Source organism: Candidatus Phyllobacterium onerii, assembly GCF_028331445.1.
In the GTDB taxonomy this organism is placed as follows: domain Bacteria; phylum Pseudomonadota; class Alphaproteobacteria; order Rhizobiales; family Rhizobiaceae; genus Phyllobacterium; species Phyllobacterium onerii.
In genome coordinates this window covers 251,274-266,429 of sequence record NZ_JAQMHX010000001.1, presented here as the reverse complement: position 1 = coordinate 266,429, position 15,156 = coordinate 251,274, and the positions used below count along the sequence as shown (strand labels likewise).

General features: G+C 57.1%; 14 protein-coding genes and 1 tRNA gene. 8 read left to right on the top strand and 7 right to left on the bottom strand.

The genetic code is table 11. The annotated features are described in order from the left end of the window. Nucleotides 1-15 precede the first annotated feature (15 nt). The 5 genes from PHA01_RS01285 (at nucleotide 16) to PHA01_RS01265 (ending at nucleotide 5,237) form a co-directional block, all read left to right on the top strand. Complete coding sequence (locus tag PHA01_RS01285; RefSeq protein ID WP_271892823.1) at nucleotides 16-750, top strand: 16S rRNA (uracil(1498)-N(3))-methyltransferase; 735 nt, start codon at nucleotides 16-18, stop codon at nucleotides 748-750. A 104-nt stretch (nucleotides 751-854) separates the two neighbouring features. Continuing rightward, the gene (locus PHA01_RS01280) at nucleotides 855-2,228 is read left to right on the top strand and encodes a glutamate--cysteine ligase (RefSeq protein ID WP_271892821.1); all 1,374 of its coding nucleotides are present in this window, start codon (nucleotides 855-857) and stop codon (nucleotides 2,226-2,228) included. A gap of 18 nt (nucleotides 2,229-2,246) precedes the next feature. Beyond that, the gene (locus PHA01_RS01275; RefSeq protein ID WP_271892819.1) at nucleotides 2,247-2,990 is read left to right on the top strand and encodes an SDR family oxidoreductase; all 744 of its coding nucleotides are present in this window, start codon (nucleotides 2,247-2,249) and stop codon (nucleotides 2,988-2,990) included. A gap of 81 nt (nucleotides 2,991-3,071) precedes the next feature. Next, nucleotides 3,072-4,010, top strand: a complete 939-nt coding sequence (locus tag PHA01_RS01270) for a phosphoribosylaminoimidazolesuccinocarboxamide synthase (protein ID WP_271892818.1) — start codon at nucleotides 3,072-3,074, stop codon at nucleotides 4,008-4,010. A gap of 78 nt (nucleotides 4,011-4,088) precedes the next feature. Next, nucleotides 4,089-5,237 carry a DUF937 domain-containing protein gene (locus PHA01_RS01265; RefSeq protein WP_271892817.1) on the top strand — a complete coding sequence of 383 codons (1,149 nt, stop codon included), beginning with the start codon at nucleotides 4,089-4,091 and terminating at the stop codon, nucleotides 5,235-5,237. A 136-nt stretch (nucleotides 5,238-5,373) separates the two neighbouring features. On the opposite strand, the gene PHA01_RS01260 is transcribed toward PHA01_RS01265, so the two are convergent. After that, complete coding sequence (locus PHA01_RS01260) at nucleotides 5,374-5,661, bottom strand: DUF1127 domain-containing protein (RefSeq protein ID WP_271892815.1); 288 nt, start codon at nucleotides 5,659-5,661, stop codon at nucleotides 5,374-5,376. A 214-nt stretch (nucleotides 5,662-5,875) separates the two neighbouring features. Between PHA01_RS01260 and PHA01_RS01255 the strand changes: the two genes are divergently transcribed. After that, nucleotides 5,876-6,832 (top strand): LysR substrate-binding domain-containing protein, encoded by a 957-nt coding sequence (locus tag PHA01_RS01255; RefSeq protein WP_271892814.1) that lies wholly within the window; start codon nucleotides 5,876-5,878, stop codon nucleotides 6,830-6,832. Here PHA01_RS01255 and PHA01_RS01250 read toward each other — a convergent pair whose 3' ends face one another. Then, nucleotides 6,833-7,423 (bottom strand): DUF2585 domain-containing protein, encoded by a 591-nt coding sequence (locus PHA01_RS01250; protein ID WP_271892812.1) that lies wholly within the window; start codon nucleotides 7,421-7,423, stop codon nucleotides 6,833-6,835. A gap of 115 nt (nucleotides 7,424-7,538) precedes the next feature. Between PHA01_RS01250 and xseA the strand changes: the two genes are divergently transcribed. Continuing rightward, nucleotides 7,539-9,122 carry an exodeoxyribonuclease VII large subunit gene (xseA, locus tag PHA01_RS01245; RefSeq protein ID WP_271892810.1) on the top strand — a complete coding sequence of 528 codons (1,584 nt, stop codon included), beginning with the start codon at nucleotides 7,539-7,541 and terminating at the stop codon, nucleotides 9,120-9,122. 160 nt (nucleotides 9,123-9,282) lie between these two features. Here the strand turns inward: xseA and PHA01_RS01240 are convergent, their stop codons facing one another. From PHA01_RS01240 to PHA01_RS01230, 3 genes are read right to left on the bottom strand one after another with little or no spacing between them, the layout of a single operon-like run. Further along, complete coding sequence (locus PHA01_RS01240; RefSeq protein ID WP_271892808.1) at nucleotides 9,283-10,380, bottom strand: ABC transporter substrate-binding protein; 1,098 nt, start codon at nucleotides 10,378-10,380, stop codon at nucleotides 9,283-9,285. Beyond that, nucleotides 10,377-11,777, bottom strand: coding sequence for a sensor histidine kinase (locus PHA01_RS01235; RefSeq protein WP_271892806.1), 1,401 nt, complete (start codon nucleotides 11,775-11,777; stop codon nucleotides 10,377-10,379). Before PHA01_RS01235 ends, PHA01_RS01240 begins: the two co-directional genes overlap by 4 nt. Then, nucleotides 11,767-12,444, bottom strand: a complete 678-nt coding sequence (locus tag PHA01_RS01230; RefSeq protein WP_271892805.1) for a response regulator transcription factor — start codon at nucleotides 12,442-12,444, stop codon at nucleotides 11,767-11,769. Before PHA01_RS01230 ends, PHA01_RS01235 begins: the two co-directional genes overlap by 11 nt. A gap of 629 nt (nucleotides 12,445-13,073) precedes the next feature. Here PHA01_RS01230 and PHA01_RS01225 point away from each other — a divergent pair. Next, nucleotides 13,074-14,165: an AbrB family transcriptional regulator gene (locus PHA01_RS01225; RefSeq protein WP_271892804.1), complete on the top strand. Its 1,092-nt coding sequence runs from the start codon at nucleotides 13,074-13,076 to the stop codon at nucleotides 14,163-14,165. 35 nt (nucleotides 14,166-14,200) lie between these two features. Here PHA01_RS01225 and PHA01_RS01220 read toward each other — a convergent pair. Both PHA01_RS01220 and PHA01_RS01215 read right to left on the bottom strand, forming a co-directional pair. Further along, nucleotides 14,201-14,277: transfer RNA gene (locus PHA01_RS01220), tRNA-His, on the bottom strand. 222 nt (nucleotides 14,278-14,499) lie between these two features. Next, nucleotides 14,500-14,955 carry a phasin gene (locus tag PHA01_RS01215; RefSeq protein WP_112526051.1) on the bottom strand — a complete coding sequence of 152 codons (456 nt, stop codon included), beginning with the start codon at nucleotides 14,953-14,955 and terminating at the stop codon, nucleotides 14,500-14,502. Nucleotides 14,956-15,156 lie beyond the last annotated feature (201 nt).

Below are 15,156 nucleotides of genomic sequence, written 5' to 3'. Positions count from 1 at the left end.
ACCTTCGGTTATTCAATGCGCGCAAATTACAAAATGCAGCGGCTCTACGTCACCGACAGTCTTGCCGCCGGGAAGCGTGCGGAGACGGGTCCGGAGGCTGTCAACTATCTGTCCAATGTATTGCGGATGAAGGACGGCGATGAAATCCTCGTCTTCAACGGGCGTGATGGCGAATGGCGTGCGGCATTGCGATTTGAAAGCAGGAAAAAGCTGTTCCTTGAGCCGCTGGAACAGGTTCGCCAACAGCCAGCCGCGCCCGATCTCCTCTATTGCTTCGCACTGTTGAAACAGGGCCGGCTCGACTATCTGGTCCAGAAGGCGGTGGAGATGGGCGCAGGCGTTCTGCAGCCGGTGATCACCCAGCATACGCAAGTTTCCCGCATCGGGACCGAGCGAATCGAGGCCAACGTGATCGAAGCAGCGGAACAATGCGGCGTGCTGGCCATTCCGCAAACGCGTGAGCCTGCAAAGCTTGAAAAGCTGCTTGAGGGCTGGGATAATCAGCGTCGCCTCATTTTCTGTGATGAGGGACATGACACACATAATCCGCTGCCGCTGCTGCAATCGCTCCCGCGCAGCCCGCTTGGCGTCCTCATCGGTCCGGAAGGAGGCTTTTCCGACCAGGAACGCGAAACCTTGCGAAAGCTGCCCTTTGTGACCGCTATTCCATTGGGTCCGCGCATCCTGCGGGCAGATACAGCCGCCGTTGCGGCCCTCGCCTTGATTCAGGCGACGATAGGCGATTGGTGAGTTACAAATACTCTTGATGAGACCATAAGCGAAATTTGCTTGCGCTCCTGCACGAAAACGGTCAATCACGCGCGACGATCTCATCATCTCGGAAAGCACCATCCATGGCGCGCGATACGACAGACGAAACACCGATCACCGGCACCGAAGAACTGGCTGCCTATCTTGCACAGGGATCGAGGCCGGAGTCCGACTGGCGCATCGGCACGGAGCATGAGAAGTTCCCATTTTACACGGAAGACAACAGCCCGGTTCCCTATGAAGGTCCGCGCGGAATTCGCGCGATCCTCGAAGGCATGCAATCCAAGCTTGGCTGGGAGCCGATCATCGACGAAGGCAATATCATTGGCCTCGTCGAGCCAACTGGCCAAGGTGCAATCTCGCTTGAACCGGGTGGACAATTCGAGCTTTCCGGTGCACCGCTTCTCACCATTCATCAGACCTGCCGTGAATCCAACGCACATCTGGCGCAGGTGCGCGAAATCGCGGAGCCGCTAGGTATTCGTTTTCTTGGTCTTGGCGGTAGCCCCAAATGGACTCTCGCCGAAACGCCGCGCATGCCGAAATCACGCTATAACATCATGTCCAACTATATGCCGAAAGTCGGCAAGGACGGCCTGAACATGATGTATCGCACCTGCACGATCCAGGTGAATCTCGACTTCTCGTCCGAAACGGATATGCGCCGCAAGATGCAGGTTTCGGTGAAGTTGCAGTCCATCGCGACGGCGCTCTTTGCAATGTCGCCTTTCACCGAGGGCAGGCCGAACGGGCTTCTCTCATGGCGTTCAAACATATGGCGCGACACGGACAACAATCGTTCGGGCGTTCTGCCTTTCATCTTCAATGAGAATTTTGGCTTTGCCGACTACGTCGAATGGGCACTCGACGTGCCCATGTATTTTGTCATGCGCCATGGTCGCTATCATGATTGTACCCACGTGACATTCCGTCAGTTCATGAACGGCGCTCTGAAGGATTCCATCCCGGAAGGCACGCCGAACATGGGCGACTGGGCAAATCATTTATCGACCCTGTTTCCGGAAGTACGGCTGAAGCGCTTCCTCGAAATGCGTGGCGCCGATGGCGGACCTTGGCGGCGCATTTGCGCGCTCCCGGCTTTCTGGGTTGGGCTACTCTACGATGCCGAGGCGTTGGATGCAGCCGAGGCCATGACCTATGACTGGACCTACCCGGAAGTACAGGCGCTGCGCGACGAGGTTCCGGCGCAAGGCCTGCGCGCCACGCTACGCAATCGGTCTGTGCATGAAATATCACGTGACGTGCTGGCGATTTCGCGGCTCGGCCTGAAGAACCGGGCAAAGCTCAACAGCGAAGGCTTCGACGAGACGCATTACCTCTCGTCGCTGGAGGAAGTTGTTGCGCGTGGAACAACGTCGGCTGAGCAGATGCTGTCGCAGTATAATACTGCTTGGGGCAGTTCCGTTGAGCCGGCATTTCTGGAATATGCTTATTAGTCAACGCGAGGATCGGCCATGACCAAAACCATTCTGATTACCGGCGCCAGCCGCGGCATCGGCCGCTCGTCGGCAATTCTAGCAGGTCAGAGGGGCTGGTCGGTCGGCGTCAACTATGTGGGCAATAAAGCGGCTGCCGACGACGTGGTTGAGACCATCATTGCAGCGGGTGGCAAGGCAAAAGCCATTCAAGGCGATGTCGCCGTCGAAACCGATGTCATCTCCATGTTCGAACAGACTGCCGAACTCGGCACTCTCGACGGTGTCGTGGTGAATGCAGGTATCGTTGCTCCTGGCTCGCGACTGATGGATATGGACATTGAACGTATGCGCCGCATCTTCGACGTGAACGTGCTTGGCGCCTATGTCTGCGCACGTGAGGGCGTACGCCATCTTGCCCGCTCACGTGGTGGCAATGGCGGTTCGATCGTTCTTTTGTCTTCGGCGGCGGCACGGCTCGGCGGGCCAGGCGAATATGTCGATTATGCCGGATCGAAAGGTGCCATGGATACGCTGACGATCGGCCTGTCCAAGGAAGTCGGAGCGGAGGGTATCCGCGTCAACGCGATCCGACCGGGACTGATTGAAACCGATATTCATGCCAGCGGCGGCCAACCGGACCGGGCGCAGCGTCTTGGGGCTACCGCTCCACTCGGTCGTGCGGGTACTGCCGATGAAGTCGGCCAATCCATCGTGTGGCTCTTGAGTGACGAGTCATCCTATGTGACCGGGGCCATCCTTGACGTGACTGGCGGACGTTGAGCCAAGCATTACAATTGTGACTCCCGCCGCCGGTTATCTGTGTTATGCGGGAACCATATCATTCATGCGGATTTCTGAACCATGCCGAAATACAAAGCGCTGTCCGAAGCCTATATCCCAGAATTGCCGAACTACTACAAAGGCAAGGTGCGGGAGAATTACGATCTGCCGGATGGAAGGCGCATTATCATCGCCACGGACCGCATCAGCGCGTTTGACCGCATTCTTGCGTCCATACCACTGAAGGGTCAGGTGCTGACGCAAACGGCGCGTTTCCAGTTTGAACAGACACAGGACATTTGCCCAAATCATGTCATCGAGTATCCAGATTCCAATGTACTGGTTTGCCGCAAGCTGACCATCCTGCCGGTCGAAATCGTCGTGCGCGGTTATCTTGCCGGAACAACCGGAACGTCGATACTGACGCTCTATAAGGCAGGTAAGCGTGAAATGTACGGCTTCACCCTGCCCGATGGGATGCAGGACAATGAGAAGCTGCCAGCGCCGATCATCACGCCAACCTCAAAGGCCTTCGATGGCGGCCACGACGAACCGCTGACCGCTGAGGATATCCTGCAACAACAGCTTCTCACCAAAGAGCAGTGGGAAACGATTACTGGCTACGCTCTGAAGCTCTTCGCGCGGGGTCAGGAGATCGCCGCAAGCCGTGGTTTGATCCTTGCCGACACGAAATATGAATTCGGCACTGACGATGAAGGTAACATCGTGCTGGCCGATGAAATCCATACACCGGATTCCAGCCGCTATTGGTTTGCCGACAGCTACGCACCCGGCACGCGGCCGGTCAGTTTCGACAAGGATTTCGTCCGTAATTGGGTCGTGGAACGTTGCGATCCCTACAAGGACGATATCCCGGAGATACCGGAAGACGTGATAGACGCGACGACGCAGGTCTATATTCAGGCCTATGAGAAAATCACCGACCGGAAATTTGAAGCCGGCGATCCAGCAGTTGATCCGCTTCAGCGTATTCGCAACAATCTGGCGAAATATTTCTAACGAGAGAAAAGTATTGAAGTCCGCATTACTACGGCGCTAATCTTCCTTCGCGCATCAGCCCGGAGGAGGATCGGCGCCATGAATCTCGTAGACATGTTTTTGAAGGCACAGGGCGGACAAACAGTCGATGCCCTTTCAAACCAGTTCAATCTCTCCCAGCAGCAAACCGTTGCCGCCCTCGAGGCATTGATGCCCGCATTTTCCCAGGGATTGCAGAGAAATGCGGCCGATCCGATGGGTTTTGGCGGCTTTGTTCAAACGCTCTCTTCGGGTCGGCAGGTCAATTATTTTGATAATCCGCAAGCGGCTTTCGACCCTATGGGCATTGCCAACGGCAAGAATGTTCTCGATCAACTCTTCGGGTCGAAAGACCTGTCGCGAGCCGTTGCCGATCATGCTTCGGCGGTCTCCGGGGTTGGCGCGGATACACTGAAACAGATGCTGCCGGTGGTCGCCTCCATGATGATGGGCGGCCTGTATAAGAAGTCGACCGGCCAGTTTGCTGCGTCCGGACTTGGCGGTGGCAATGTTATCGGCGACCTCATCGAGCAGATGATGCGCCAGAGCGGCAGTCAATCGCCCGCCCCCCAGCAAAATGCACCTGGCGCAGGCGCCAACCCATGGGGACAGATATTGGAAAGCATGCTCGGCGGAGGTGCTGCAGGGCAGCCACAGCCGCAAGGCCAGGGCAATCCGATGGGAAACAATCCGCTCGGCAAGATATTCGAGGAGATGATGAAGGGTGCTGGCGGCGCAGCGCAGCAAACCCCGGCACCGCGTGGCAGAGTCCCCCAAGACGCAGCACCTCAAGATACGGCGCAAGGACAAAACCCGTTCGGTGATAATCCGCTGGGGAAGATATTCGAGGAAATGATGAAGGGCGCTGGTGGGCCCGCAGCACCGCAAACATCAACGCCGCGCGGCACTCCTCAAGATAATGCACCTCAAGAGACGACTCAGGGACAAAATCCGTTTGGCGACAATCCCTTGGGCCAGATTTTCGGAGAAATATTCGGTGGCGGTGCGCAGCAGCGTCCAGCACAGCAATCACCTGAACCACAGCCGCGAGCGCAGCAAAGAACGGCGCCTTCCGCCCCTTCGGATAATCCTCTAAAGGACATACTCGGCCAGATGTTCGATACGGGTAAACAGGCCAACGATCAGTATCAGAAAGGCCTGGATTCCATTTTCGACCAGTATAAGCGCGGTATGGACCGTTATCGCTGAAGCGTGGGACGGTAAACGGGATAAGAAAAAGCCCGGCCACTTGCATATGCAATGTGGGCCGGGCAGGAGGCAGGCGGGACGCCGGGAGGGGATTCCGGCGTGAATGGGCGCCTGCTAAACAGTCAAATCGTCAGCCTTAGATGATCGAGCGAGCAGCGCGAACACGCGACCTTACATCGGCCAATGCGCCCAGTCTTTCGCTCGGATCATCGAGAAGCGAGGTGCCAATCGCAGAATGAAGATCGGCACGGGTGACGCCGATATCATGCAGCATTTCGTCATTCCACTCGCCGAGGCTCATAATCGTTTTACGATTGCGACGTGCGACGATTACTTGCCTGACAAAGTTGGCAGCCTGCGACGCAAAGGTTGCGATCGTGCGGGTGAAACCAGTTACTTCAATCATTCTCGTTGTCGTCGTCATCGCCGTTACTCCTTTTGAAGGGCGATCAAGAAAGTTAAACCGCGCGAAAACCATTTTCCGCGCACCACGCCGCGTTATCCCTTGAACCACTCGTAGGACACCGACGCTTCCTGAACATTTGCAGGATGATCCATAATAATTGATTATTCAAACGAATGTTTTTAATGTAAACGTTCAATAATAATGATGGATCAACCATTCCGGGAACATTGCCATGAACGCACCTCTTGATCTCGACCAGTTGCAAACATTCACGGCTATTGCCGACCTAGGTAGTTTTACAAGGGCTGCCGACAAGGTGAACAAGACGCAATCCGCCGTTTCCATGCAGATGCGCCGGCTGGAAGAGCGCGTTTCCAAATCGCTTTTCGAGCGCGATGGCCGCACCAATCGACTGACGGAAGATGGCGAGCGCCTGCTGGCCTATGCACGGCGGATGCTGCAGCTCAACAACGAAACCATCGCAGCTTTTGATGATACGCAACTGCAGGGTCACATACGCATCGGCACACCAGACGATTATGCCGACCGGTTTCTGCCGGAAATCATGGCGCGATTTTCCCGTTCCAATCCCCGCGTCGAGCTGTCGGTTGTCTGCGAGCCTACCGTCAATCTCGACGAGATGATCCGCAAGGGGCAACTGGATATTGCGCTCGTAACGCAATGCGACGAGCAGCGGCGCTCGGAAGTTGTGCGGAGCGAACAACTACTCTGGGTTACCTCAGCCCACCATAATGTGCATGAAGAACAAGTACTTCCACTGGCAGTTGGCCGCCCGACCTGTATCTGGCGCGCTGCCGCGGTGGATGTCCTCGACACCATGCACCATGACTACCGCATTCTCTTCACGAGCTGGTCGGCCACTGTCCTGGCAGCGGCGGTTCTGGCGGGCCTTGCTGTCTCTATCCTGCCCGAGTGTGCTTTGCGTCCGGGAATGCGTGTTCTGACTGAGGCCGACGGTTTTGGCCGCTTGCCGGAATTCGGCATCGGCATCATGCGTGGGCACACCAAGCCCTCGGCGATCGTCGACGCACTGGCACAGCACATTGTCGAAAGTCTCGACAATTTGTCGATGCCCTCTCCTGTCAGCGTGAGCCAGGCTTCAGCGCCGATCATGGCAAATCAGCGTTTGCGCCAAGTTCGTGCTGCGGAACTCGTTCCTGGCTGGTGATCACATTCCCCCTTGCCATGCCTTCACTGCGTCCAGGGGATAGAGCAGCATAAGTATGTTGAGGCTGAGATTGTCGCGTATGACCCAGCCAGCCAGGAGCTCGAAGAAGATCGCCAGCACGACCGTCAACCAGAGAGGGGCTCTGGCGGCGAAGAAGAAGCCTAATACCATGAATAATATGTCGCTGACGGAATTCAGCACACTATCGCCGACATAGCCGAGCGCGATCGTTGCTTCGCGGTAGCGATTGATGACCATGTCGGTGTTTTCAAAGATCTCCCAGGCCGCCTCGACCAACATAGCCATCAGCAGACGTTGGCCAATGGGCAATTTACGGGCGATAAGCCAGAAGATACCGTAGAACAGGAAGCCGTGGATAATATGTGAGAGCGTGTACCAATCGGCGATATGCTGTGAATTATCTGACGAATTCGTCTCGCCAACCCATAGCTTTATTGTCCCACAGGTACATATCGGGTTGCGGCCCATCCATAGCAAGATCGCTGCAGCGGCAGCAATCATGAGAGCCCCCATCAGCAGATAATGACGTAATTTCAAACCTTTAGAAGTGGCGGCAACATCTGCTGGCATGTGGATTTCCCCTTTTTCCAACTCTTGCGGATAGGCGAAATTCCTGAAGCTTGCAATGGTGCAATCAAGGATTGCCGAGACTTGACCCTGACGGCAGGGGGACTAGGAATAGCGCATGAGCGAAAAGCCCGAATCTGCGTCGAACGTTGCCGAATATACCGTCTCTGAAATATCCGGTGCGTTGAAGCGCACGGTCGAGGACACTTTCGGGCACGTAAGGGTCCGCGGCGAGATTTCCGGGTATCGCGGCCCGCATTCGTCCGGTCATGCCTATTTCTCGCTGAAAGACGACAAGGCACGTATAGAGGCGGTTATCTGGCGCGGTTCCATGAGCCGGCTGCGCTTCCAGCCGGAAGAAGGCATGGAAGTCATCGCCACGGGCAAGCTGACGACTTATCCCGGCTCGTCCAAATACCAGATCGTCATCGAGCAGATGGAACCGGCCGGCGCCGGCGCACTGATGGCACTCTTGGAGGAACGCAAGCGCAAGCTTGGTGCAGAGGGGTTGTTCGATCCCGCGGCTAAGCGGCGGCTGCCCTTCATGCCGCGCATTATCGGCGTTGTTACATCGCCGACCGGCGCTGTCATCCGCGACATCATCCACCGCATCACCGACCGTTTCCCGCTGCATGTTCTGGTCTGGCCGGTACGTGTGCAGGGCGAGACCTGCGGCGCTGAAGTCGCCAATGCGATCAATGGTTTCAATGGGTTAGAGCTGGGTGGCGTTCTTCCCCGCCCCGACGTTCTCATCGTAGCGCGTGGCGGTGGCAGCCTTGAAGACCTTTGGGGATTCAACGATGAAGCCGTTGTGCGCGCTGTCGCCGCATCGCGAATTCCCATCATTTCTGCTGTCGGTCACGAGACCGACTGGACGCTGATCGACCTTGCTGCGGACGTTCGCGCGCCGACGCCGACTGGCGCTGCAGAGATGGCTGTGCCGGTCAGGGCAGACCTTAAGGCGCAGGTCGCGACGCTTGGCGCCCGGCTTGCCTCGGGCATGTCGCGCTATCTCGATCGCCGTCGTCAGGCGCAGCGGGCGCTGGCCCGCGCCCTGCCCTCGGCGGATCAGTTGCTTGCACTTCCACGCCGGCATTTCGATGAAACCGCAGGCCGTTTGGGCCGCGCCTTACAGGCGAATACGCAGAAGAAGCGCGGCGAGTTCGACGGCTGCGCCAGGCAATTATCGCCGCGGCTGCTTGAGCAGAAGATTCGCGAAAAGCGGATTGAAATCAAGCGCTTGGACAGTCAGCTGCCGCGTTGCCTTACAGCTTTTCTGCACAAGAGGCGCGGACTTTTCGACCGGCAGGCCGCACGGCTTTCTATCGAACCTGCCGCACGGCTGGCACAGAGAGACCGGCAACATCTGCAACAGCTGGACCGGCGTCAGGTCCAAGCCGTCAATCTGCTGATCGACGGCGCGAAACGGCGCAGTGGGGAACTCGAGCGTCTGCTGAAAACCCTGTCATATCAAGGGGTTCTGGAACGTGGATTTGCTGTTGTCCTCGACCTCTCAGGCACGCCGATCAAGCGCGCGGGGGCTGTTGCAAGCGGCGATGACCTTACCCTCAAATTCCACGACGGTGACGTGCAAGCGGTCGCAAAAGATGGCGACGAACGTCGATCGCAGCCTAAAACCGAGCGTCCCGCTCCCGCCAAAAAGCCCCCTGTTCCGGCTGGTTCGCAGGGCTCGCTCTTCTGACGATTCGCGTCGCCACAACCATTTTTCTCGCCAGAGTTGAAAAATTCGTTCCAGATTCGATGATTCATGTGTGAGAATCGGGACTTCTTGCGTGTGAATTGAATATTCTTGCGGAGAAATTGGCCCGGTGTTGCGATCTGCTATTCAGGAATCGGGTTTGCTATTCTCGCGTCCACGCTGGACTGTTCAATTCAATCAGAGATTGCGACCAATCCTCGATGAAACGTTGGCGTTGTGCCCTGTCCTGCACCGCGAGCAGAGCCGGGCCGATGCGGATCGGCTGGGCAACGCCGGACTCTTTCAAATTTTGCGGACCATCGACACCGGGTGGCAGTTCACCACTTTCCGTGAAATAGAACGCATTGGTTCGCGCCACGGATTGGCCGCGCTCTGATAGCAGATAATCGAGGAACCTTGCACCGAGATCTGCTCGCTGTGCACCTTTCGGGATAAGCGCACCGCGGCTCAGGACGAGCGTATAATCGCGGGGCACGACCACGCCTAGTTCCGGATGGCGTTGGGCCGCGTCATAAGCATAGGAACCCAGCATATTGTAACCGATGTAGAGATTGCCCTTGGCTACCTCCTCCAGGATTTCGCCGGTGCAGCAACGGGCCACGGCGGAAGCTCGCGCCATGCTCTCCAGCAGACGGCCGAAGACGGTCGTGGTTTGTCGCGCATCATTGAAAGCGAGAAGATAACCGATCCCGGACAGGCGAATATCATAGGTGCCGACACGGCCGCGATAATAGTCGAGCCGCTCGCGCAGAAGGTCCGCGAGTTCGACATGGGTGCGCGGGACTTCGGCGGGCGGAACCTTGCTCCTGTTATAAACGAACACCGCCGGCTCATAGGTGAAGCCGAAGACCTCGTCGCGCCAATTGGCCCACTCTGCAACGCGAAGGGTTTCGGGCGACGTATGCGCCGCGGCGCAGCCGTCATTGGCGAGCTTGAGCAATTGGTCGACCGATGACGACAAGAGCAGATCGCCGAGCGGTTCGCCCTTGCGGCAGGCCTCGCTAGCCAGGGCATTCAGTTCGTTGGTCAGATATTCATTATAGTCGATCGACACATCCGGCGACGATTTCTGAAAATCCTCAATCAGCGGTTTTATCGCGACCAGATCTGTCGTCGAGTAGATCGTCAGCGTGCCGGCACCCGACTGGACGGCTGGGAACAACGTTTTGTTGCTTTCAGCAGCCAACGCTTGTGCTGCGGTGAAACCAGCCACCAAGAATGCGAAACAGATTCGGATCATTTCACCTCCCCTTTGTACAGCGGCAGGGTCAGAACCACGGTAAAACCTTTTTCATCGCGGGCGCGGAAGCCCAAGGTGCCGCCATGGGCATTTGCCACTTCCTGGGCAATGGCGAAGCCAAGACCTGAGCTGCCTTCATGCGATTTCGACGTGGCAAAGCGCTGCGTCGCCTTCTCCCAGCTTTCAGGCGGGATGCCGGGACCATCATCCTCAACCTCTACAAAGGCTTGCGTGCCGCTGGCGCGTACGCGCACCTCCAGCCGCTGATCCGTACCATGCCGCAAAGCGTTGTCGATGACGTTGACAATAGCTTCGCGCAGACTGACTGCGTCGCCGAGAACGAAGGGCCGGTCATCCGGCGCTTCGAAAGAAATGACGATATCGGGATCGACCGTGACTGGAATAGCGACCCGGTAGGCGCGCCTCGCCACATCGACAAGGCTGATCGGCTCCAGCTGAACGGAATCCGCACGATGAATCACCATCGCATGGCTGAGCAACTGGTTGGTCAACCGGGAGAGTTCGCTTGTCCTTTCCTTGACCCGATTAAAATGCTGACGGCCCGCCTTGTCGAGTTTGCCGGTTCCCAGAAGATCGATCTGCGCCGTCAGTGCAGTCAATGGCGTGCGTATCTGATGTGCGGCATCGGCAATGAAACGCTGCAACAGATCGACGCGTTCATTGAGCCTTCCCATGAAATGGTTGATCGAGCTGACAAAGGGATCAAGCTCACGCGGCACGTCGACTGTAACCGGCGTTAGATCATGCGGATCGCGGCCACGGACTTCCGTCCCCAGCTGTTCCACCGGCTGCAGCGCATAGCGGATCGCGAGCATGGCACCAGCGAAAGCCAACAGACTCATGATGAAGACGAGGATCGTCGCGCGCAGCGTGAGCTCGCGGGTCAAAGCCAATCGCGCCTCGTTCGTCTGAGCTACGATAACATAGGCACGGCCAGAGACTGCGGGATCGGCGAGGATCCGGGTCGCGTGGGCGATGCGCACAGGCTCACCCTTGTAGACGCCCTCTTCGACGCTCAGAGGATCTTGCGCGCGCTCCAGTGGTGTCGGGGTCTTGAGATCGTCGTATCCCGTCAGGGTCTGGCCATGCGTATCGATGACGCGGTAGAAAATCCGGTCGCGATCCGCCAAACCGAGCAGTTCGAACGCAGAGGTCGGCAGACGCGCAGTCAGTATTCCATCCTCGACCGAAAGACTTTCCGCCATCTGCAACGCCGCGCCAACGAGCAGGCGATCATAGGCCTTGTTCGCGGCAGTCTCCGCATAATACCAGGCGGCACTAACGAGCAGTGCGGCGCCAATGAAAAGGACAAACGAAATGCGCCGGGCGAGACGCCCGAATAGAGACGGGCCGTGTTGCAGGGCTTCAGGGCGCATCGCCAGGTACCAGTTGATAACCGAGCCCCCGTACGGTGACGATATGCGCTTTGGCGCCCTCCAGCTTCTTGCGCAAACGGCCTATATAGAGTTCGATCGCATTGGCGTTCGCCGCTTCGTCGAAACCGAAAATCTGATCGAGTAATTCGTCTTTGCTGAAGACGCGGCCCGGCCGGGCAACGAGAACTTCGAGCAGGGTCAGTTCACGCCGCTTCAACTGCACCTCGCGCTTGCCGACGTGCACGGATCGCGTTCCGCGATCGACGGCAATATCACCGCATTTGATCAAGTTGGTCGCCTCGCCACCCGTGTGGCGGCGCATCAGGACGCGTGCCCTCGCCTCCAATTCGCGGAAGTCAAACGGCTTTACCAGATAGTCGTCCGCCCCGAGATCAAGCGCCCCTACCCGGTCGTCGATTTCAGAACGCGCGGTCAGGACAAGGACGGGAACCGCATTGCCGGATTTGCGGATGCGTTTGAGGATTTCAAAGCCATCCATGCCCGGCAACATGACATCGAGAATGATCAGCGCATATTCGGTGAAATCGATGATTTCCGCTGCGTCCCGCCCGTTGGTTTCCCAGTCCACGGCATGCCCTGTCGCCTCGAAACGCCTGGCGATTGCCTCCCCCACATCGTGCGTGTCTTCTACGAGCAATATGCGCATGGCGTTTCATTCGCATGAAACATCAAGGGCCGCAAACAGTAAAAAATCGGCACAGTGTCAGCCGTTCATACAACTGCGCAACCGACTAATAGCGAAACGTTTCAACCGGGCGTTCGTGGCGCCGATGCCTCAACCAAGCGATGAAGTGAGAGCATTTCAGTTTGGAGGCAGAAGCAGTCTGCACCGAGCCAGCCGGTGCATCGAAGGCGATTGGCCATTTCGACCGCGGCGGCCTTGCTTCCAACTTGGAGGTAAAGCGATGTGGTTCACACCATGTAGCGTTACCCTCATCATAAAAAGAACCCGGACAGGCTGGCAAGTCTCGTTCCGGGTTCATTTTATGAAGTGAGGAATGGGGGCGGACGAAAGTTCGTCCCCGCTCCAAGATTGAACATAGCAGTTCTGCGAATTTTTCCAAGATTCAAATGCTCCAAACAGGGGTGGACGGCTCGCAATAGAAGATTATCCTGCGGCCAACTTTGTTGAGGCTGGCGGGACATTGGGGCGATGATAGTTAGTGATGCTTTTCCAAATGGCTTCCACAAAGGCGAAAAGCTCCGCCCATGTATGCCGCTTCGGCAACGTCGTCTCAATACGCAGCGCCTCTCCCGGCTCTCCAACGGTTCCCAATGAATGTTCCTGAATGGATCGGCCGCATTCTTGGCGGCGGATTGAGCAGTCGCGGCATTGGGTTGCAATGGGCGACTTTGCTCGGATTGTCGATCCTGTTCTTCTTGCTTCTGCACGCGACTCATCTGCCGGCAGCGCTTCTGCTTGGGCCGATGGCCGCGGCCATTGTCGTGGCTGCAGCGGGCGGTTCGATCCGCCTGCCGATGCGCCCCTTCATTATCGCTCAAGGCGTGATCGGCTGCCTGATCGCGCTCAGTATTCGGCCCGCAGCGCTTGCCGAGATGCTGCACGACTGGCCCCTCTTCCTGGTGGTCATTGCGTCTGTTCTTATGGCAAGCAACGCGCTCGGCTGGTTGCTGACGCGCTGGCAGGTTCTGCCCGGTACGACTGCCATCTGGGGCTCATCTCCCGGCGCAGCGTCGGCGATGACGCTGATGGCCGAGGCCTTTGGTGCGGACATCCGCCTGGTGGCATTCATGCAATACCTACGCGTGGTCTTTGTGGCAGTCGTCGCCTCGGTCGTATCCAGCATATGGGTCACAGGTCCAACGGCCCCGGTCCCAGAAATCATCTGGTTCCCGTCCATTCCCTGGCTTGGTCTTGCACAAACTTTGATACTCATAACACTTGGAAGTTTGATCGGCATGCGGCTGCGCATCCCCGCGGGCCCACTCCTGGTGCCGCTTGTCGTGGGTGTGGTTCTGCAGAACACGGGTATGATGGAGATCGTATTGCCGCCCTGGCTGCTTGCCGCGAGCTACGCGTTCGTTGGCTGGAATATTGGCTCGCGCTTCACACGGCCCATTCTTGTTCATGCAGCACGCGCTCTGCCCCGCGTCGTCGCCTCTATTCTGACCTTGATTGCGATTTGCGGAGGAATTGCCGCCATCCTTGTATGGGTGGCTGACGTGGACCCGCTGACGGCTTATCTAGCGACCAGTCCGGGCGGTGCCGATTCCGTTGCGATCATTGCGGCGTCCAGCGATGTCGACGTGGCATTCGTCATGGCGATGCAAACATCGCGTTTCATCGTCGTACTTTTGACAGGCCCTGCGATTGCGCGTTTCATCGCGAAACGAACAGGGGTTTAAGGCCCGTCTTGGATTTGAAGAGTTTCGTGGAGGGATGGTACGGACGGGTGGGCTCGAACCACCGACCTCAGGAGCCACAATCCTGCGCTCTAACCAACTGAGCTACGACCGCATACCGTCATATTTTTGACAGGCGTCACATACGAAGGATTGACGCTTTTTGCAAGCGTTCGATGTAACAAAGACAGCCAGAAACTAAAAAAAGAAAAAGGCCGGGGGAGGATCCGGCCTTTTTCCATCAGCGCAAGACCAGGCGGGAGGAGCCATGAAGTCTTGCTTCCCTACGGCCGGGAGGAGGAGTGCCGTCGGGGTATTTCTTGCGTCAAATCACCAATTAGGCGACCTTGACGTCCTTGATTGCCTTCTCGACAGCCGACTTGACCGGTGCGGAGATCTCTTCAACGGCCTTCGAAGCAACAGCCTGGAATTCCTTGGCCTGACCGGAGATGGCTTCAGCCTGCTTGCGAACGAACGCGCTCTGCAGTTCGATCACTTCGCCAAAGGACTTCACGCCGATCAGCGCTTCGATGTGAGCGAAGCCGGCTTCGGTGTTGGCGCGGAATGCAGCCAATGCCTTGAGCGAAAGAGCGGCGCCGTTCGACTGAGCAGTTTCAAAAGTGGTTTCAAGCGTCTTCTGAGCAGCTTCGGCCTGATCCTTGATCTTGGCATAAGCTTCCTTGGACTGAGCAACGCCCTTTTCCGTGAATTCGCGAACCTGGTCGGTTACAGCGGTTGCATCGAAAGTAGGGATCGAGAACGCATCGGCAGTCTGTTTGGTGGTCTTGCTCATAACAGGTTCCTTCCTTGGTGCAGATGGTCATTTGCCTCTGCAGCTGATTTCATGACCCCTATATAATTGAAAATATGGTGCGTTGCAACATTTATTTTGCAGTGCACAATCGAGCGCGTGAGACTAAATCGAAATTATTATGTGGACGGTTGTATTACCGCTACGGAAGTTAACTAAACCAAGAGAAAGACATGTAAGATA